Below are 19,591 nucleotides of genomic sequence, written 5' to 3'. Positions count from 1 at the left end.
TGCGACACGGGCAAAAGCCACGAAAGAGCGACAGGTCGCGCGAGATCGTCGTGATCTTCGTGAACAGTCGCGTTGGTGAGGGTTTGGGGCAGTAGTGCACGTACTTTGGGTTACCGTGAATCATCACACGGTGCGCAAAGGGGATGGATGTGCTCAAGAGGCTGATTCCGGTCGGGGCGTTTGCGATCGCGCTGGCCGCGGGCGGTTGTGGCGGCGGCGGTGAGCCGGCCGGGTCCCCTAGTGCGGCGCCGAGCGTCTCGGTGAATCCGACGCTGGCGGCGATGGTGCCCGATGCCATCAAGTCCGACGGGAAGATCCTGGTGGGTGTCGATGCGACGTACGCCCCGAACGAGTTCCTCGCCCCCGACGGCTCCACCGTGGTCGGCTTCGACGTCGACCTGTTCAAGGCCGTAGCGCAGACCCTCGGGCTGACCGCCGAGTTCCAGCCTGCCACCTTCGGCGACATCATCCCGGGTGTGGGGTCCGGCAAGTACGAGGTCGGCGTCTCCTCGTTCACCGTCAACGACGAGCGCAAGAAGCAGGCCCAGATGGTCACCTACTTCAGCGCCGGGACCCAGTGGGCTACCAAGACCGGCAACCCGGCCGGGATCAACCCGGACGACCCGTGCGGCAAGCGCATCGCGGTGCAGAAGGACACGGTCCAGTTCGAGGACATCACCAAGCGCTCCGAGGCGTGCGTCGCCGCGGGCAAGCCCGCCGTGACCATCCAGCCGTACGCGGGCCAGGACCAGGTCGCGAGTTCCGTGGTGTCCGGCAAGGACGACGCCATGCTCGCCGACTCGCCGGTCGCGGCGTACGCCGTCAAGCAGTCCAACGGCCAGCTGGAACTGCTCGGCGGCATCTACGACTCGGCCCCGTACGGCTACGTGGTCAGCAACAACCAGGCCGAGTTCGCCAAGGCGCTGCAGGGCGCGGTCGACGAGCTGATCAAGAACGGGACGTACCAGAAGATCCTCGAAAACTGGGGCGTGCAGGCGGGCGCCGTGCCCAGCGCGCAGATCAACCCGTAAGCCATGACCGCCCCGGACACGTCGGCGAGCCCGGTGCCGCGGGAGGCCGAACCGATCAAGGCCGTTCCGGTCCGGCACCCGGGGCGGTGGGTCGCGATCGCCGTGATCGCGGTGCTGGCGGCGATGTTCGTGCACCTGCTGGTCACGAACAAGGCCTTCAACTGGCCGTTCATGTTCCAGAACATGTTCACGCCGCCGGTGATCCAGGGCCTGTTCGGCACCGTCGCGATCACGATCCTGGCAATGATCATCGGCGTGCTGCTGGGCATCGTGGTCGCGGTCGCGCGGCTGTCGGACAACCCGATCCTGCGCGGCGTGTCCTGGGCGTACACCTGGTTCTTCCGCGCCGTGCCCCGGTACGTGCTGCTCATCGTCATGGGCAACCTGGGCATCCTCTGGCCCCGGCTGGAGTTCGGCATCCCGTTCGACACCTATCTCGGCCAGCTGTTCGGCATCGAGAACGCGCACTGGCGGCCGTTCGGCATCGAGACCCGCGAGCTGCTCGTCGGCTTCTGGGTCGGTGTGCTGGGCCTGGCGCTGTCGGAGGCGGCGTACATGGCCGAGATCGTGCGGGCCGGCATGCTGTCGGTCGACCCGGGGCAGGACGAGGCCGCCACGGCGCTGGGCATGAGCCGTGGCCAGGCGCTGCGGCGCATCGTGCTGCCGCAGGCGATGCGAGTGATCATCCCGCCGACCGGCAACGAGACCATCGCGATGCTCAAGGACACCTCGCTGCTCATCGCGGTGCCGGTCATCCGCGAGCTGTTCTTCCAGCTGTCCGCGATCGGCAACCGGACCTTCCAGGTGTTCCCGATGCTCGTCGCGGCCATCATCTGGTACCTGTTCCTGGTCAGCATCCTGCTGGTGGGGCAATACTTCCTGGAGAAGCGCTTCTCGCGCGGGTACGGCCGCACCGCGAAGGCGAAGATGAAGCTCGAAGGCCTGGCCGCCGAGCACGGGGCGAACCCGGAGGTGCCGTGAGCCTTTCCGAAGCAGCCGAGCACAGCGAGGCGACCGCATGACGGCAGAGCAGCCCGCCCGCCACCGCGCGCCTGAGGAGCCCGCCGGCGCCGAGCCGATGGTGCGTACCGAGAACGTGCACAAGTCGTTCGGCAGCGTCAAGGTGCTGCGCGGGATCGACGTGACGGTGCCGCGCGGCAACGTGTGCGTGGTGCTGGGCCCGTCCGGTTCGGGCAAGTCGACGTTCCTGCGCTGCATCAACCACCTGGAGAAGATCGACGCCGGGCGGATCTGGGTCGACGGCAGGCTCGTCGGCTACCAGCAGAAGGGCGACAAGCTGCACGAGCTGCACGACAAGGCCGTCGCCGCGCAGCGCCGCGAGATCGGCATGGTGTTCCAGCGGTTCAACCTGTTTCCGCACATGTGCGCGCTGGAGAACGTGATCGAGGCTCCGACGATGGTCAAGGGACAGGGCAAGGCCGACGCCCGCCGCCGCGGCATGCAGCTGCTCGACCGGGTCGGCCTGGCCGACAAGGCCCTGAACTACCCGTCGCAGCTGTCCGGCGGCCAGCAGCAGCGCGTCGCCATCGCCCGCGCCCTGGCCATGGACCCGAAGCTGATGCTGTTCGACGAGCCCACCAGCGCCCTGGACCCCGAGCTGGTCGGCGACGTCCTCGACGCGATGAAGGACCTGGCCCGCTCCGGCATGACCATGGTCGTGGTCACCCACGAGATCGGCTTCGCCCGCGAGGTCGGCGACCAGCTCATCTTCATGGACGGCGGCGTCGTCGTCGAATCCGGCACCCCCCGCGAAGTCCTCTCCAACCCCCAACACCCCCGCACCCGAGACTTCCTCAGCAAGGTCCTCTAAGCGCGTCGATCATGAACTTGAGGACGTGTTCGACGGCGTGTCCGTGCCCTGGTGTCGTGATCGAGGTCGCTGTGCCGGCGCACTGGGGTGGGCGGCCTACGGTCGCGGATCTCGAATTCGGGAACTACCTGCTGGTCACCACGTTTCGCAAGGACGGGCGGGCAGTGCCTACCCCCGTGTGGGCGGTGCGGGACGGCGCGGAGATCTATGTGTGGACGTTCGCGGACAGCGGCAAGGTGAAGCGGCTGCGGCGCAGCAGCAAGGTCACCATCAGCGACCGCGACGTGCGTGGCAAGGCCACCGGCCCGACGATTCCCGCGCGGGCGAAGCTGCTCGGCTCCGAGCAGACCGAGTCGGTGCGGCACCTGCTGGCCAAGAAGTACGGCATCCTCGGCCGCATCACCCTCTGGGGCAGCCGCATCCGCCGGCGAAGTGATCACGGCGCCAGGGTGGTGACACGCCGTCGAGCACGTCCATAGGTTCATGATCAACGCGGTCGGCGCGGGGTGTGCGGTGAGCGGGGTGGGGGAGGGCGTCGGGGGGAGGGCATAAGCTCTTCGGGTGACTGAGACGCTGCTGCTGCTTGATGGGCATTCGCTGGCTTACCGGGCGTTCTTCGCGCTGCCCGTGGAGAACTTCGCGACCTCGACGGGGCAGCCCACCAACGCCGTGTACGGCTTCACCTCGATGCTGATCAACGTGCTGCGCGACGAGAAGCCCACCCACATCGCCGTCGCCTTCGACGTGTCGCGCCAGTCCTTCCGCACCGAGCAGTACGCGGAGTACAAGGCCGGCCGCTCGGAGACCCCGACGGACTTCAAGGGCCAGGTCAGCCTCGTCCAGGAGGTGCTGGACGCGCTGCAGGTCAAGCACGTGCAGCTGGCCGGGTACGAGGCCGACGACATCATCGCCACGCTCGCCCGGCAGGGCCGCGAGGCCGGCATGCGGGTGCTGATCTGCACCGGTGACCGCGACGCGTTCCAGCTGGTCACCAAGGACGTCACGGTGCTGTACCCGCGCAAGGGCGTGTCCGACCTGGCCCGCATGGACCCGGCGGCGGTGCTGGAGAAGTACGGCGTCGGCCCGGAGCGCTACCGCGACCTGGCCGCGCTGGTCGGCGAGTCCAGCGACAACCTGCCCGGCGTGCCCGGCGTGGGCCCGAAGACCGCCGCCAAGTGGATCAACCAGTACGACGGCCTCGACGGCGTCATCGCCCGGGTCGACGAGATCAAGGGCAAGGCGGGCGAGAGCCTGCGCGAGCACCTGGCCGGCGTGATGCGCAACCACCAGATCAACGAGCTGCGCGACGACCTCGACCTGCCGCTGGACGTCCCGTCCTCGCACTGGACCACCTGGGACCGCGAGGCCGTGCACCAGGTCTTCGACACGCTGCAGTTCCGGGTGCTGCGCGAGCGGCTGTACCAGTACCTCGACACCGCCGAGCCGGAGGCCGAGGCGGGCTTCGAGATCGACGGCACGGTGCTCACCGAGCCCGGCGCGCTGGCCGCATGGCTGGCCGAGCAGGCGACCGGGCCGGTCGGCCTCGCGGTCAGCGGCACGTTCGGCCGGGGCACCGGCACGCTGACCGGGCTGGCGCTGGCCGCCGACCACACCGCGGTCTGGGTCGACCCGACCGACCTGGAGGCGGCCGACGACGCGGCGCTGGCGGCCTGGCTGGCCGACCCGGCCCGGCCCAAGGTGCTGCACGACGCGAAGCCGGCGCTGCTGGCACTGCGGGCGCGCGGCTGGCAGCTGAACGGGCTGACCCACGACACCGCGCTCGCGGCCTACCTGGCCCGCCCCGACCAGCGCTCCTACGACCTGGCCGACCTGGCGGTGCGCTACCTGCACCGGGAGCTGCGCGCGGAGGCCGCCGACACCGGCCAGCTGGCGCTGGACTTCGGCGACGGCACCGCCGACCACGCCGCCGAAGAGGCGCTGATGCTGCGCGCCCGGGCGACGCTCGACCTGGTCGAAGCGCTGGGCGGCGAGCTGGACCGCGGTGACGGCGACCGGCTGCTGGCCGACGTCGAGCTGCCGCTGGTGCCGGTGCTGGCCGCGATGGAGCGGATCGGCATCGCCGCCGACACCGACTACCTGACCGAGCTCGAGGCCCAGTTCGCGGGCGAGGTGAAGGCGGCGGCGCAGGCCGCGTACGGCGACGTGGGCCGCGAGTTCAACCTGGGCTCGCCCAAGCAGCTGCAGGAGATCCTGTTCGGCGAGCTGAACCTGCCCAAGACCAAGAAGATCAAGACGGGGTACACCACCGACGCCGACGCGCTGCAGTGGCTGTTCGCGCAGACCGGGCACCCGGTGCTGGAGCACCTGCTGCGCCACCGCGACGTCGCCAAGCTCAAGTCGACGGTGGACGGCCTGCTCAAGTCGGTCAGCGACGACGGCCGCATCCACACCACGTTCTTCCAGACCGTGGCGGCCACCGGCCGGCTGTCCAGCACCGACCCGAACCTGCAGAACGTGCCGATCCGCACCGAGGAGGGCCGACGCATCCGCCGCGCCTTCGTGGTCGGGCCCGGCTACGAGTCGCTGCTGACGGCCGACTACAGCCAGATCGAGATGCGCATCATGGCGCACCTGTCGCAGGACGCGGGCCTGATCGAGGCCTTCGCCACCGGTGAGGACCTGCACACCACGGTCGCCTCGAAGGTCTTCGCGACCGACGAGGTCACCGCCGAGCAGCGGCGCAGGATCAAGGCCATGTCGTACGGGCTGGCGTACGGCCTGTCGGCGTACGGGCTCTCGCAGCAGCTGGGCATCTCCACCGCGGAGGCGACCGGGCTGATGGAGGACTACTTCGCCCGCTTCGGCGGCGTGCGCGACTACCTGCACGCGGTCGTCGACCAGGCGCGCAAGGACGGCTACACGGCCACCATCCTGGGCCGCCGCCGCTACCTGCCCGACCTGGTCAGCGACAACCGGCAGCGGCGCGAGATGGCCGAGCGCATGGCGCTCAACGCCCCGATCCAGGGCTCGGCGGCCGACGTCATCAAGCTGGCGATGCTCCGGGTGGACAAGGCGCTGCGGGCCGAGGGGCTGACCTCGCGGATGCTGCTTCAGGTCCATGACGAGCTGGTGTTCGAGGTCGCCGCGGGCGAGCGCGCGGCGCTGGAGGCGCTGGTCCGCCGGGAGATGGGCGGCGCGGTCGACCTGTCCGTGCCGCTGGAGGTCTCCGTGGGCGCGGGCCACGACTGGAACGAGGCCGACCACTGATCGTCGCAGGTGCGGGGCCGGGTCGACCGGCCCCGCTGCCTGGGAAGGCGGCGATGCGCGGATCGGGGCGCGGCGCGCTGAGCTAGGGTCACGATCGTGAGCGCTTCGACCGTACTCGTCATGGGAGTCTCCGGCAGCGGCAAGACGACCGTCGGCACGCAGCTGGCCAAGCGCCTCGGCGCCGTCTTCGCCGACGGCGACGACCTGCACCCGCAGGCGAACGTGATGAAGATGTCGGCCGGCATCCCGCTGACCGACGAGGACCGCGCGCCCTGGCTGCGGCTGTGCGCGCAATGGCTGGCCGGGCAGCAGGACGAGGGTGTGCCGGCCGTGCTGGCCTGCTCCGCGCTCAAGCGCTCCTATCGCGACCTGCTGCGCGAGGCCGCACCCGGCCTGGCGGTCGTCTACCTGGACGGCTCGCGCGAATTGCTGGCCTCGCGCCTGTCGCACCGCCCTGGGCACTTCTTCAACCCGCGCCTGCTCGACTCGCAACTCGCCGATCTCGAACCCCCGGGCGCGGACGAGGGCGCGATCGTCGTCCCGATCACCCTGCGCCCCGACGAGATCCTCGACCAGGCCACGGCGGCCCTGTCCCGCGCCTGACCCTCTCCTCGAAATGGACGCCGGCCTGTCACACCGAATCCGAGTCGCTCGTTTTCGATGTGACAGGCCAGCGTCCATGGCGGGCCCGTCCTCGCGGTCGCACCGCTGGGCCGCTGAGCCCCGCGTCGATCATGAAGTTGTGGACGCGACACACCGTCGAACCGTGCCTTAAGTTCATGATCAACGCGGGGAAGGGGGCGCGCCGGGTGCCGGGTGGGGCACCTGGCGCGCGAGAGGGTGGTCAGAGGGTCAGTTTGTTGAGGAGGCGGTTGGGGGTGCCGGAGAGGGAGCCGGTGACGACGTTGGGGGTGGCGTTGGTGACGATCCAGGAGTGGACCGCGGACTGGCTGGCGTCGCCGTAGGTGGCCTTGTAGAGGACGGCTATGCCGGCGGCGTGCGGGGTGGACATCGAGGTGCCGTTCTTGCTGCCGGTGCCGCCGCCGGGGACCGTGGACACGATGCCGGAGCCGGGGCCGTAGAGGTCGACGCAGGAGCCGGTGGAGGAGTAGCTGGCGCGGGCGTCGGTGGAGGTGGTGGCCGCGACCACGAGCGCCGCGGTCAGGTTGCGTGGCAGCCGGTCGCAGGAGTTGCCACCGGTGTTGCCGGCCGAGGTAGCCAGGAAGACGCCCGCGTTCATCATGTTGGTCAGCGCCGTGGCCAGCGTCGAGCTGTACGTCATGTTCCAGGAGGTGTTGGCCACCGCCGGCTTGACGTGGTTGGTCCGGACCCAGTTGACCGCCGCGACGGCCGACGAGGTGGTGCCGCTGCCGGCGCAGTTGAGCCACTTCACGCCGTGCAGGCGTACGGACTTGGCCACGCCGTACGAGGTGGAGCCGATGGTGCCGGCCACGTGCGTGCCGTGGCTGTTGCAGTCGGTGTTGTTGCTGTCGATCGAGTTGTAGTCGAACGTCGCCCGGGTGCCGAAGTTAGGGTGGGAGGCGTCGATGCCCGAGTCGATGATGTACGCGTGCACGCCCGAGCCGGTCGCGGTGTAGGTGTAGCTCGCCGACAGCGGCAGCGCGTTCTGGTCGATGCGGTCGATGCCCCACGCGGGCGGGTTGCTCTGCGTGGTGTCGAGCACGTTGTGGTGCCAGGCGTCGCGCTCGATGGCCAGCACGTCGGCGCTGTGCGACAGCTCGCGCACCTGGGCGGGGCTCAGGTCGGCGGCGAAGCCGTTGACGGTGGCGCCGAAGTCGACGCGGGCAGTGGTCCGCAGCGCCCGCAGCGCCACCCCGCGGTCGGCGCCGTCCCGGAAGGTGACCAGGTAGGCGCCCGGGATGACGGTGGTGTCCGGGCCGGCGGCCGGGGCGGTGACCGGGACCGGGACCGCCCGGTAGGGCGCGCCGGCGGCGAGCGCGGGTGACGGCAGGGCCACGACGGTGGCCAGGGCGGTTGCGGTGATCGCGGCGGACGCCAGCAGGCGGGCACGCCAGGACCGGTTGGTTGGCACGTCTTCCTCCCCAATACCAGGTGCCGCCCTGTTTGGACGGCAGCTGGCTCGGAGAGTACATAGATATTGTTACAGTAATCAATGTCTAAGGCACGAAAAGGCGCCGCCCCGGTGCGGGGCGGCGCCTGATGGCACGGCTGCCGTGTCACTCGATGTTCGGTCCCTTGTACGGGTCCGGACCCTCGTAGGTCTTCGCGTGCTCCCGGTCGTAGCGGACGCCGGGCCGCTCGCGGCTGTGGTGGTAGCTGTAGATGAAGTAGATGACGAAGCCGACCAGCATCCAGACCGCGAACCGGACCCAGGTGTCGACGGGCAGGTTGAGCATCAGCCACAGGCTCGCCAGCGCGGCCAGGATCGGCAGCACCGGCACCCACGGCACCCGGAACGGGCGCGGCAGGTCGGGCCGGGTCTTGCGCAGCACGATCACGCCGAGCGCGACCACGAAGAAGGCGAACAGCGTGCCGATGCTGACCAGCTCGGAGAGCTTCTCCAGCGGGATGAACGCGGCCAGCAGGGCGATGACGACGCCGACCCCGATGGTGATCAGGTACGGCGTGCCGTAGGTGCGGTGCACCTTGGCCATGCCGATCGGCAGCAGGCCGTCGCGGGACATCGCGAACAGCACGCGCACCTGGCCGAGCAGCAGCACCAGCACCACGGTGGTGATGCCGCAGATCGCGCCGAGCGAGATCAGCTTGGCGACCCAGGGCTGGCCGACCACGTCGAAGGCGTGCGCCAGCGGCGCGTCGACGGCCAGCTGCGTGTAGTGCACCATGCCCGTGATGACCAGCGAGACCAGCACGTAGAGCAGGGTGCAGATGACCAGCGAGCCGATGATGCCGCGCGGCATGTCCCGCTGCGGGTTGCGCACCTCCTCGGCGGTGGTCGCCACGATGTCGAAGCCGATGTAGGCGAAGAAGACGATCGCGGCGGCGGCCAGGATGCCCGGGATGCCGAAGTGCACTGGTTCGATGCCCAGCAGCAGCTGTGACAGCGGCGTGTGCCATACCGAGGCGCCGGTCGCCGCGGTCGGCTCGGCCGGCGGGATGAACGGCTTGTAGTTGGCGAACTTGATGAAGAAGGCGCCCACCACGATCACCAGCAGCACCACGGCCACCTTGATCGCGACCAGAACGCCGGAGACCCGGCTCGACAGCTTGGTGCCCAGTACGCCCAGGAAGGTGCACAGGGCCACGATGAAGATCGCCCCGAAGTCGGGGATCGCCTTCTCGCCGGCCACCCAGGCGGGCAGGCTCAGCAGGTTCGCCAGGTATGCCGACCAGCCGCGGGCCACCACGGCCGCGCCCAGGCCGAGTTCGAGCACCAGGTCCCACCCGATGATCCAGGCGACGATCTCGCCCAGGGTCGCGTAGGAGTAGGTGTACGCCGAACCGGCCACCGGCACGGTCGAGGCGAACTCGGCGTAGCAGAGCGCGGCCAGGCCGCAGACGATGCCGGCCACCACGAACGAGATCACGATCGCGGGACCGGCGTTGACGGCGGCCTGGCGGCCGGTCAGCACGAAGATGCCGGTACCGATGATCACGGCGACGCCGAAGATGATCAGGTCGAGGGTGCTCAGGTTCTTCTTGAGTCTGTGTTCAGGCTCGATCGTCTCGGCCATCTCGGCTTCGACGCGCTTTGTCCTGAATATCCCTGTTGCCACGCCCTGATCATCCGCCCGGTGAAACCCGTTCCGCGCCCCTTTCCTGAAAAGTGCAATTTGCAGACGGGTCCGGGGGCGGCGGCGTGGCGCGGGAGCCGGTGGTGGCGCACGGCGGGGGCGGGAGTGGCACCGTCTTGATCGACGCCGGCCTATGACATCGACTCAGTGTGCCCGTTTTTCGATGTGATAGGCCAGCGTCGATCAAAGTCGGGGCAGGGGTCAGCCGCCGGGCTTCGCTGAGGCGAAGATGGCGGTGCCGGGGAAGAGGCGGCCGCGCAGCGGGGACCACTGGCCCCAGATCTGCTCGTGGCCCTCGGGCCACTCCGGCTCGATCAGGTCGACCAATGTGAAGCCCGCGCTGAGCAGCTCGCGCAGTCGGTCGCCCATGGTGCGGTGGTGCTCGACGTAGGTTGCCGCGCCGCTCTCGTCGTACTCGACGTAAGGCCGGCGGTCGAAGTAGGAGTGCACCGCCCGCAGCCCGCCCTCGGTGGGGTCGTCGAGGAAGATCCAGCGCATCGGGTGGGTGACCGAGAACACCCAGCGTCCGCCAGGCTTGAGCACCCGGAAGACCTCGCGCATGACGCCGGCCGAGTCGTCGACGAACGGCACCGCGCCGAACGCGGTGCAGACGACGTCGAAGGCCGCGTCGGCGAAGGGCAGCGCGCTCGCGTCGGCCTGCACCAGCGGCACCGTGATGCCGGTGCGCGCGGCGGCCTGCTCGGCATGGCGCAGCATGCCCGCCGAGAGGTCCATCGCCACCACGTCGGCGCCCTGAGCGGCCAGCCAGCGGGCCGCGGCTGCCGCACCGCAGCCCAGCTCCAGCACCCGGCGGCCGGACACGTCGCCGAGCAGCTTCGCGTCGGCCTCGCGCAGCCCCTCGGGGCACCACACGAAGTCGGCTTCGCCCAGGAACTCGCCGTGCTCGGACTGGTAGTTGTCGGCGTCGGCGTCCCACCAGCCGCGGGAGGCGCGCAGGTTCTCCGCGGCCGTGACCGGGCGGCGGGTCACGCCGGGCCCGGACTCGACCGTCTCGAAGTCGTCGTCCAGATCGTCGTCGCCGGCAGGATGGATCTCCACCCGGACAGCGTACGAGCCGGTCCGGCGGGGGCGGCGCACCGGGTGTGACGCACGGAACAATTCGCCCGCAAACGCCTTGCAGTCCCCCGAATCAGGAAGAGGGGAGCGTCACGGGAGGGGTGGGGTTGCGTCGTGTGGTAATGGGCACGGTAAGCTGTTCGATGCACTCGCACGTCCGCGGTTCTCGGCATGGAGCAGACCCGTAGCGCGCCGGATCACCGGAGCGTAGGCGAGCGGGAGCGGCAGTGGAACACCCACTGGGTCACACTGAACATCCATCCGACGGAGCAACAGTCCACATGACGAGCAGCATCGAGGCCACCTCGAGCGCCAACAGGGTCACCATCGACGATCTCGGCTCTGAGGAAGCTTTCCTCGCCGCGATCGACGAGACCATCAAGTACTTCAACGACGGCGACATTGTCGAAGGCACCGTCGTCAAGGTCGACCGGGACGAGGTCCTGCTCGACATCGGCTACAAGACCGAGGGTGTCATCCCCTCGCGCGAGTTGTCGATCAAGCACGATGTGGACCCTGCTGAGGTCGTCTCCGTCGGAGATCACATCGAGGCCCTGGTCCTCCAGAAGGAGGACAAGGAGGGGCGTCTGATCCTCTCCAAGAAGCGCGCGCAGTACGAGCGGGCGTGGGGCACCATCGAGAAGATCAAGGAAGACGACGGCGTCGTCCGTGGCTCCGTCATCGAGGTCGTCAAGGGTGGCCTCATCCTCGACATCGGCCTGCGGGGCTTCCTGCCGGCCTCGCTCGTCGAGATGCGCCGCGTCCGCGACCTGCAGCCGTACGTCGGCCGCGAGCTCGAGGCGAAGATCATCGAGCTGGACAAGAACCGCAACAACGTGGTCCTGTCCCGCCGGGCCTACCTCGAGCAGACCCAGTCCGAGGTGCGCACCGAGTTCCTGAACAAGCTCCAGAAGGGCCAGGTCCGCAAGGGCGTCGTGTCCTCGATCGTCAACTTCGGCGCCTTCGTGGACCTGGGCGGCGTGGACGGCCTGGTGCACGTTTCGGAGCTGTCCTGGAAGCACATCGACCACCCGTCCGAGGTCGTCGAGGTCGGCACCGAGGTCGAGGTCGAGGTTCTCGACGTGGACCTGGACCGCGAGCGCGTCTCCCTGTCGCTCAAGGCGACCCAGGAGGACCCGTGGCGTCAGTTCGCCCGTACCCACGCGATCACGCAGATCGTGCCGGGTAAGGTCACCAAGCTGGTGCCGTTCGGTGCGTTCGTCCGGGTCGAGGACGGCATCGAGGGCCTGGTGCACATCTCCGAGCTGGCCGAGCGCCACGTGGAGATCCCGGAGCAGGTCGTTCAGGTCGGCTCCGACGTGATGGTCAAGGTCATCGACATCGACCTCGAGCGTCGCCGCATCTCGCTGTCGCTCAAGCAGGCCAACGAGGGCTTCGTCGAGGGCGAGGAGCACTTCGACCCGACGCTGTACGGCATGGCCGCCACGTACGACAACGAGGGCAACTACATCTACCCCGAGGGCTTCGACCCGGAGACGGGCGAGTGGCTCGAGGGCTACGAGAAGCAGCGCGAGGTGTGGGAGCAGCAGTACGCTGACGCCCGCGCGCGCTGGGAGGCGCACACCAAGCAGGTCCAGACCTCGCGCGCGGCCGACGCTGCCGCCGCGTCGGAGGTCCCGACCGGCAACGTGTCGACCTCGACCCCGGCCCCGGCCAAGGCGGCGGAGGAGCCCAGCGGCACCCTCGCCACCGACGAGGCCCTGGCCGCGCTTCGCGAGAAGCTGGCGGGCGGCAAGGCCTGAGGTTCACCCCTCGCGCCTTGAGTAAGCCGAAGGGCGGCCCCCGACTCCACGGAGTCGGGGGCCGCCCTCTTTCGTGTATCGCCCCGTCCCGTCTCAAGATCGCCCGACTTGCCTGGCACTTGCGCGTATCTTGACCCCGCTTTCGCACACCTGCCTGGCAAGTCGAGCGATCTTGGCGCGCGGGCGGCCGGCTGGGCGGGCGGTGTACGGACCGCAGGCAGGGCGACCTCGGCCCGGGCGCGCGGGGCAGGAGAGCGGGTGCGAGCATGGGGCGGTGCGAGGGGTGGGGCTGACCGGCGGGATCGGATCCGGCAAGAGTGCGGTCGCGGCGCGCCTGGCCGAGCTGGGCGCGGTGGTGATCGACTCCGACCGGCTGGCCCGGGAGGTCGTCGCACCGGGCACGGAAGGCCTGGCCGAGGTGGTCGCGCGCTTCGGGCCGCAGGTGCTCGGGCCGGACGGCGCGCTCGACCGGCCTGCGCTCGGCAAGGTCGTCTTCGGTGACGAGGCTGCCCGCCGGGACCTGGAGGCGATCATTCACCCCCGGGTCCGCGCCCGGACCGCAGAGCTGGCCGCGGCCGCGCCGCCCGACGCGGTGGTCGTCAACGATGTGCCGCTGCTGATCGAGGCAGGCCTGGCCGGCATGTACGACCTGGTCATCGTGGTGTTCGCGGACGAGGCGACCCGGGTGGCACGGCTGGTGCGCGACCGGGGCATGACCGAGGCCGAGGCGCGTGCCCGCATCGCCGCGCAGGCCACCGACGAGCAGCGCCGCGCCGCGGCCGACGTCGCGATCGTCAACGAGGGCACCCTGGCGGAGCTGCACGCCACCGTGGACGAGGTCTGGCAGACCCGGCTGCACCCCTGACCCGCCAGCTCTGGCGGGACAGCGCAGGAATCGGTGCCGCCGCCGGACCAGCGGTGCCGGCCATGATCGCTCGACTTGCCTGGCAGGTGGGCGAAAGCGCGGTCAAGATACGCACAGGTGCCAGGCAAGTCGAGCGATAATCCGGGACCGCACAGCGAAAGGCCCGTGCCGCCGCAGCGGCACGGGCCTCGTAGGCCGGGACGGGTTACTTGACCTTCAACGGGAGGGCTGGCGGCTTCTCCTTCAGGTCCAGGTCGAGCTGGGCGAAACCGCCCGTGGCGGTACGCAGCTCCAACCGCTTCAGCACGCCCGCGTTGTCCACCCAGTAGCGCATCCGGGCCTGCCCCGCGGGCACGTTCGTCTCGACGGCGCTGGGCAGCTCGAACACGCCCACCGGCACCTTGCCCAGCACGTCGACGCGCAGGCGGCGGCCGTGCTTGGCGATGTGCGCGGCGTCGTCGGGCATGTTGGCGGCCAGCGACAGCGCCTCGTAGATCAGGTAGTCCAGGTCGGTGATCTCACCGGAGCTGCCCAGCACCACCCACTCGGCCCGCTCCCACTTGCCGGTCGGCGCGGGCAGCGGCGGCTGCTCGGGCACCCGCTTGCCCGGCTTGCGGATGGCGATGCCGGTGCGGTCGGCGTGCATCAGCACGTCGTAGCTCTCGTCGTCCTGGTCGCGTACGGCCAGGTATGCCAGCTGCTTCTGCCAGTCCAGCCAGCCCTTGCCGGTACGCAGCACGCCCGGGTTGACCGGCATGGTCACCGTGACCGCGCCGCCGCGGGCCTTCAGGTTGCGCTGGCGCAGCTGGGACAGCACCTTAGCTTCGGCCTTGGTGATCTCGGTCGGCTTGTTGTCGCGCCCGCCGAGCGCCATCGTGCGCACGAACTCCTGCTGCTGGCCGCGCTGCAGGTCGAGCACGGACGGCAGGCCGTCGCCGAGCACCGTCTCCAGGCGTACCAGGGAGCCCTTGGCGTCCAGCCAGTAGCCGACCGCGCCACCGTTGGCCTCCAGCGACTTCGGGTCCGGGGGTGGCGACGGGCTGCCACTGGCCTTGGCGGGCTCGTCCGCGGCACCGGGGGAGGCCTGCGTGCCGGGGGAGGCGGCGGGAGCGGCGGGGGAGGGCACCGTGGTCGCCTCCGTGCGCGGAGCGGTCGCTGCGGAGGCCGACACGCCGGCCGAGGCGACGGCGGACGGGGACGGCACGGCGGCGGACGGCGCCGGGCTGGGCGCGGTCTGCGGCAGCAGCGCCGGGCCGAGCAGCACGTCCACCGGGGCGCCGTCGAACGTGTCGCGGCGTACCCACTCATTGCGCAGCTCGCCGAGCGGCCCGGTCGGGTCGGCCTCCTGCTTGGCCAGCAGGAACAGGAAGGCGACCAGGTTGTCGATGGGCCGCTCCTCGTCGCCGCCGAGCTGCAGCGGGCGCACCCGCCAGCCGTCCTCCGGCGCGGTCAGCGGCGGCTTGCCGGCGGGGACCGCGCCGGCCGCCGGTGACGCCTCGGCGGCCGGGGAAGCGGCAGGTGAGGCGGATTCGCGGGCCGACTCCGGGGAGGGGGCCGCAGGCAGCGCGCCGGGGCGCATGGCCAGCACTCCGGGTGTGGCCTGGATCAGCAGCGTGCTCGCACCCGCTCCGGTCCCGGACACGGACAGGTAGACCAGCTGGCGCTTCCAGTCGACCCAGCCGTCGACCTTGGTCTGGCGGCTGCCCGGCCCGATGGTGCCGCGCAGGCCGACCCGGCCGTCGGCGAAGTTGCGTGCTCGCATGCCGGCCAGGCGTTCGAGTTCGCCCTTGTTCAGCGGCCGGCTCGCCTCCACGGCGGGCTTGTCCGCCGAGCAGGAGGCCAGGCCGCCGGTCATGGTCGCGGCGAGGCCCAGCAGGAGCCCGCCCGCGGCGAGGAGATGGAGGGTCCGGCGTCGTCCATTGGTCGAGGTTCCCACGCGAGATGCAACGGGCCGAGGCGGGTGAGGTGACGTGCCAAACCGCTCAGGGTCGCCGTCGGGGGCCGGGCGTGCCTGGATACGTCAAGACCGCCCGCGGCGGCCGGTCGGCGCACACAGTGTGCGCGACCGCAGCGGTGCGCTCATCGATCCTGCGGTGGGGCGGATCGAGGCTGCTACCGGTGCGCCAGAGGGGATGACCGGCCGGTGTGGAGGTCCGGTCTCTCTGGGACGGCCGCCGCGAACGGCCTACCACACGACGGTATCGCGGTGATTGATGACACACAATCGCAATATTGGAGCCGGTCGTTCACCTACCGTCACACCAGCCTCGCCTACCTGCACAGCGGCCCGCGCGAGTGTCACACGCCCGGCGTAGGTTGGGTCACATGAGTGAGACCGCCGCCGCCACGATCCCCCGCCTGGACGGGACGTTCCAGGTCATCAGCGACTACGTGCCCGCCGGTGACCAGCCCGCGGCCATCGAGGAGCTCGCCAAACGGGTCCGCCGCGGCGACAAGCACTCGGTGCTGCTGGGCGCGACCGGCACGGGCAAGTCGGCGACCACGGCCTGGCTCATCGAGAAGCTGCAGCGCCCCGCGCTGGTCATGGCCCCGAACAAGACCCTGGCCGCCCAGCTGGCCAAGGAGTTCCGGGAGCTGCTGCCCAACAACGCGGTGGAGTACTTCGTCAGCTACTACGACTACTACCAGCCCGAGGCGTACATCCCGCAGACCGACACCTACATCGAGAAGGACTCCTCGATCAACGAGGAGGTCGAGCGGCTGCGCCACTCGGCGACGATGTCGCTGCTCACCCGCCGGGACGTGATCGTGGTCGCGACGGTCTCGGCGATCTACGGCCTCGGCACGCCGCAGGAATACCTGGAGCGCGCGGTCAAGGTCAAGGTCGGCGAGGAGATCGACCGGGACAAGCTGCTGCGCCGCCTGGTGGAGATCCAGTACGCGCGCAACGACATGGCGTTCAACCGGGGCACGTTCCGGGTCCGCGGTGACACCCTGGAGATCATTCCGGCGTACGAGGAGCTGGCGCTGCGCATCGAGTTCTTCGGCGACGAGATCGAGCGGCTGTCCTACCTGCACCCGCTCACCGGCGACGTGATCAAGGACGTCGACCAGATGATGATCTTCCCGGCCACGCACTACGCGGCCGGGCCCGAGCGCATGGAGCGGGCGATCGCCGGCATCGAGGCCGAGCTGGAGGAGCGCCTGACCGAGCTCGACCAGCAGGGCAAGCTGCTGGAGGCGCAGCGGCTGCGCATGCGCACCACGTACGACCTGGAGATGATGCGCCAGGTCGGCTTCTGCAACGGCATCGAGAACTACTCGCGCCACATCGACGGCCGCGAGGCGGGCAGCCCGCCGCACGCCCTGCTCGACTACTTCCCGGACGACTTCGTCACCGTCATCGACGAGTCGCACGTGACCATCCCGCAGATCGGCGGCATGTACGAGGGCGACGCCTCGCGCAAGCGGGTGCTGGTCGAGCACGGCTTCCGGCTGCCCAGCGCGCAGGACAACCGGCCGCTGCGCTTCGACGAGTTCCTGGAGCGGGTCGGGCAGATGGTGTTCCTGTCGGCCACCCCCGGCCCGTGGGAGCTGCAGCGGGCGCAGGGCGAGTTCGTGGAGCAGGTGATCCGCCCGACCGGCCTGGTCGACCCGCAGGTGGTGGTGAAGCCGACCAAGGGCCAGATCGACGACCTGATGCACGAGATCCGGCTGCGCACCGAGCGCGACGAGCGGGTGCTGGTCACCACGTTGACCAAGAAGATGTCCGAGGACCTCACCGACTACCTGCTGGAGAACGGCATCCGGGTGCGCTATCTGCACTCCGAGGTGGACACGCTGCGCCGGGTGGAGCTGCTCAAGGAGCTGCGCATCGGCGAGTTCGACGTGCTGGTCGGCATCAACCTGCTGCGCGAGGGCCTGGACCTGCCCGAGGTGTCGCTGGTGGCGATCCTCGACGCGGACAAGGAGGGCTTCCTGCGCAGCGGCACCTCGCTGATCCAGACCATCGGCCGCGCCGCGCGAAACGTGTCCGGCGAGGTCCACATGTACGCCGACAAGATCACGCCGTCGATGGCGTCGGCGATCGACGAGACCAACCGGCGTCGCGCCAAGCAGGTGGCATACAACGAAGCCAACGGCGTGGACCCGCAGCCGCTGCGCAAGCGCATCCACGACATCCTCGACGACATCTACCGCGAGGCGGAAGACACCGACACCGCGCTCGCCGGGCACGGGCCGGGCGGGCACATCATCGGCGGCTCGGGCCGGCAGATGTCGCGCGGCAAGGCCCCGGTTCCCGGGACGCGCTCGAAGGCGCGTACCACCTCGGAGAAGCGCGGCGCGGTCGTCGCCGCGACCGAGGGCATGGCCCGCGTCGAACTGACCAAGCTGATCGGCGAGCTCAACGACCAGATGCTCGGCGCCGCCGCCGAGCTCCAGTTCGAACTCGCCGCCCGCATCCGCGACGAGATCACCGAACTCAAGAAGGAACTCCGCCAGATGGACGCCGCCGCCTAGCACGGCAACAGACAAGATCGCCGTTTCGGGTCATTCGCTGCGGTTCAACCGCACTTCCTGACCTGAAACGGCGATCTTGCATTCCGCGCCCGGGTGTCACCTCGGGTCGAGTTGGTCGGGGTAGGTGGGGCGGCCGGTGACGGCGTCGCGGAGCTTGTCGGCGACGCCGAGCATCGGGTCGACGACCTTGTTCCAGGGCGGCGTGCTCGGCGACTTGGGGTGCGGGCGGGTGCCCGCCGCCTCCTCGGCGATCGCGGCCCGGTTTCCCAGGCGGATCAGCTCGTCGTCATTGGCGAGTTCCTTGAGCCGGCCGTGGATGCGGCGGTCGGCGGTGTGCTTGTGGCGGCGCAGGTGGGCGTCGACCTCCAGGGCGAGGTCCTGGAAACCCTCGTCCTCGGCCGGCATGACCGACAGCGTCTGCAGCACCTGGCGGATCGCGCCGTCCTCGGCGAGCTCCCGGGACACCAGGTCGTCGCCGTCGGGGAACAGGGTCTTCACCGTGGGCAGCAGGTACTGCTCCTCGGCCGCGAGGTGCCGGCTGACGACGGCGGTGACCACCTCGGCGACCTGGCGACGGCGGGCCGGTGAGGCCGTCGCGGCCTCCGTGGCCAGCTCCGCGGAGAGCCGGGTGATCTGCCGGTGCTCGTCGGCCAGCATGTCGACGATGCTCTGCCCGGCGGGGGTGTACTGGGCTTCGGCTTCGGGGGACAAAGGCGGTAGTGGTGGCAGCTCAGCGCTCATGTCGCGGAGCTACCCGGGCCGGGCATCGAGCAAACCTGACCGGTTTGACGCCGCCGGGCGCACCTCATAGCACCGACGCCGATCGCCTCCGGGCTACGGCGGTCTTCTTCTCGGCGTGGTCGGTCCGACCGCCGAGGGCAGTGGTGTGCGTCCGTTCGCGCGTGACTCCTCCCGGAGCAGGATCCCCACAGTGCCCACACTCTCCTCCAGAGCCGGGCGTGCCACGCTCGGCGTCCTCATGCCGACCCGTCAGGCGCGTCACCCCGTCAGCCCTCACCAACCGGGATCCGGTGGCGGATGCCGTCGCCCGTCACCCCGACCTGAAGGCTCCCGCTATCGCCGAGTTGGCAGGCGTCAGCGAGTCGACCGCTCGGCAGTGGACGGAGAAGCTGGCGGAGAAGGCGTCACCATCTGCGGATGCACCTGCCGAAATGCTCGCGCAACGGCAATGTGACCGGGCTGCTGGACACCGCTTCCGTCAACTGATCACTCCGAGAAGGCAAGATGAACGCACTCCGCCCTCAGCAGGCCTACCGGGCGCGCAACATCATTCCCATGGAGACGAACGGCGCCCGCCGTTATCGAACCGCGACAATAGCGCTGAGTGTTGGCTTGCGGACTTAGAAGGTGGGATGTGCACCGCATGACCGATTGATGATCGGCGCTGTGTAGCCACTGACCGCAGCTGTCATTTTGGCGACCGGATATGGGGCAGCGACCGTCGTGCATAGGGACTACGGTCTCTACCGAGTGGGCAGGCAAGGCTTACACCTTCCGCCTACTCACCTGTCCATGCGGCTCGCGGTGCTGGTTGGGCCCTCACCGCGAGCCGCCAC

The 19,591-nt window shown here is 69.9% G+C and carries 13 protein-coding genes and 1 pseudogene; 9 read left to right on the top strand and 5 right to left on the bottom strand.

Translation table 11 applies throughout. The features are described from left to right. The first annotated feature begins 149 nt into the window (after positions 1 to 149). The 6 genes from AB0B66_RS16120 to AB0B66_RS16095 all read left to right on the top strand — a co-directional run bounded on the left by AB0B66_RS16120 (position 150) and on the right by AB0B66_RS16095 (position 6,693). Positions 150 to 1,031, top strand: coding sequence for an ABC transporter substrate-binding protein (locus tag AB0B66_RS16120; protein ID WP_360529345.1), 882 nt, complete (start codon positions 150 to 152; stop codon positions 1,029 to 1,031). A 3-nt stretch (positions 1,032 to 1,034) separates the two neighbouring features. After that, on the top strand, positions 1,035 to 2,012 hold the full coding sequence (locus tag AB0B66_RS16115) for an amino acid ABC transporter permease (protein ID WP_360529342.1): 978 nt from the start codon (positions 1,035 to 1,037) through the stop codon (positions 2,010 to 2,012). Between the two features lie 37 nt (positions 2,013 to 2,049). Further along, the gene (locus tag AB0B66_RS16110; protein ID WP_360529339.1) at positions 2,050 to 2,862 is read left to right on the top strand and encodes an amino acid ABC transporter ATP-binding protein; all 813 of its coding nucleotides are present in this window, start codon (positions 2,050 to 2,052) and stop codon (positions 2,860 to 2,862) included. A gap of 71 nt (positions 2,863 to 2,933) precedes the next feature. Next, complete coding sequence (locus AB0B66_RS16105) at positions 2,934 to 3,341, top strand: PPOX class F420-dependent oxidoreductase (RefSeq protein ID WP_360529623.1); 408 nt, start codon at positions 2,934 to 2,936, stop codon at positions 3,339 to 3,341. A gap of 82 nt (positions 3,342 to 3,423) precedes the next feature. After that, a complete protein-coding gene (gene polA, locus AB0B66_RS16100; RefSeq protein WP_360529336.1) occupies positions 3,424 to 6,090 on the top strand; it encodes a DNA polymerase I in 2,667 nt (888 codons plus the stop codon). Between the two features lie 96 nt (positions 6,091 to 6,186). Continuing rightward, positions 6,187 to 6,693, top strand: a complete 507-nt coding sequence (locus AB0B66_RS16095) for a gluconokinase (protein ID WP_360529333.1) — start codon at positions 6,187 to 6,189, stop codon at positions 6,691 to 6,693. A gap of 241 nt (positions 6,694 to 6,934) precedes the next feature. Here the strand turns inward: AB0B66_RS16095 and AB0B66_RS16090 are convergent, their stop codons facing one another. The 3 genes from AB0B66_RS16090 to AB0B66_RS16080 all read right to left on the bottom strand — a co-directional run bounded on the left by AB0B66_RS16090 (position 6,935) and on the right by AB0B66_RS16080 (position 10,856). After that, positions 6,935 to 8,113 (bottom strand): S8 family serine peptidase, encoded by a 1,179-nt coding sequence (locus tag AB0B66_RS16090; RefSeq protein ID WP_360529620.1) that lies wholly within the window; start codon positions 8,111 to 8,113, stop codon positions 6,935 to 6,937. Positions 8,114 to 8,288: 175 nt separating this feature from the next. Beyond that, on the bottom strand, positions 8,289 to 9,767 hold the full coding sequence (locus tag AB0B66_RS16085; protein ID WP_360529330.1) for an amino acid permease: 1,479 nt from the start codon (positions 9,765 to 9,767) through the stop codon (positions 8,289 to 8,291). 261 nt (positions 9,768 to 10,028) lie between these two features. Then, positions 10,029 to 10,856, bottom strand: a complete 828-nt coding sequence (locus AB0B66_RS16080) for a class I SAM-dependent methyltransferase (RefSeq protein WP_360529617.1) — start codon at positions 10,854 to 10,856, stop codon at positions 10,029 to 10,031. Positions 10,857 to 11,185: 329 nt separating this feature from the next. Here AB0B66_RS16080 and rpsA point away from each other — a divergent pair, with 329 nt between their 5' ends. Then, positions 11,186 to 12,667 carry a 30S ribosomal protein S1 gene (rpsA, locus tag AB0B66_RS16075; RefSeq protein WP_360529327.1) on the top strand — a complete coding sequence of 494 codons (1,482 nt, stop codon included), beginning with the start codon at positions 11,186 to 11,188 and terminating at the stop codon, positions 12,665 to 12,667. A 274-nt stretch (positions 12,668 to 12,941) separates the two neighbouring features. Next, positions 12,942 to 13,529, top strand: a pseudogene (gene coaE, locus AB0B66_RS16070) (dephospho-CoA kinase); the annotation flags it as partial. 208 nt (positions 13,530 to 13,737) lie between these two features. Here the strand turns inward: coaE and AB0B66_RS16065 are convergent. Then, positions 13,738 to 15,468 (bottom strand): hypothetical protein, encoded by a 1,731-nt coding sequence (locus AB0B66_RS16065; RefSeq protein WP_360529324.1) that lies wholly within the window; start codon positions 15,466 to 15,468, stop codon positions 13,738 to 13,740. Between the two features lie 389 nt (positions 15,469 to 15,857). Between AB0B66_RS16065 and uvrB the strand changes: the two genes are divergently transcribed. Next, a complete protein-coding gene (gene uvrB, locus AB0B66_RS16060; protein WP_360529321.1) occupies positions 15,858 to 18,014 on the top strand; it encodes an excinuclease ABC subunit UvrB in 2,157 nt (718 codons plus the stop codon). A gap of 96 nt (positions 18,015 to 18,110) precedes the next feature. On the opposite strand, the gene AB0B66_RS16055 is transcribed toward uvrB, so the two are convergent. After that, positions 18,111 to 18,755, bottom strand: a complete 645-nt coding sequence (locus tag AB0B66_RS16055; RefSeq protein WP_360529318.1) for a hemerythrin domain-containing protein — start codon at positions 18,753 to 18,755, stop codon at positions 18,111 to 18,113. Positions 18,756 to 19,591 lie beyond the last annotated feature (836 nt).

Source organism: Catellatospora sp. NPDC049111, from assembly GCF_040648615.1.
Taxonomy (GTDB): domain Bacteria; phylum Actinomycetota; class Actinomycetes; order Mycobacteriales; family Micromonosporaceae; genus Catellatospora; species Catellatospora aurea.
Note: the sequence above shows the minus strand (reverse complement) of the source record. Positions and strands in the feature narration are given on the sequence as shown.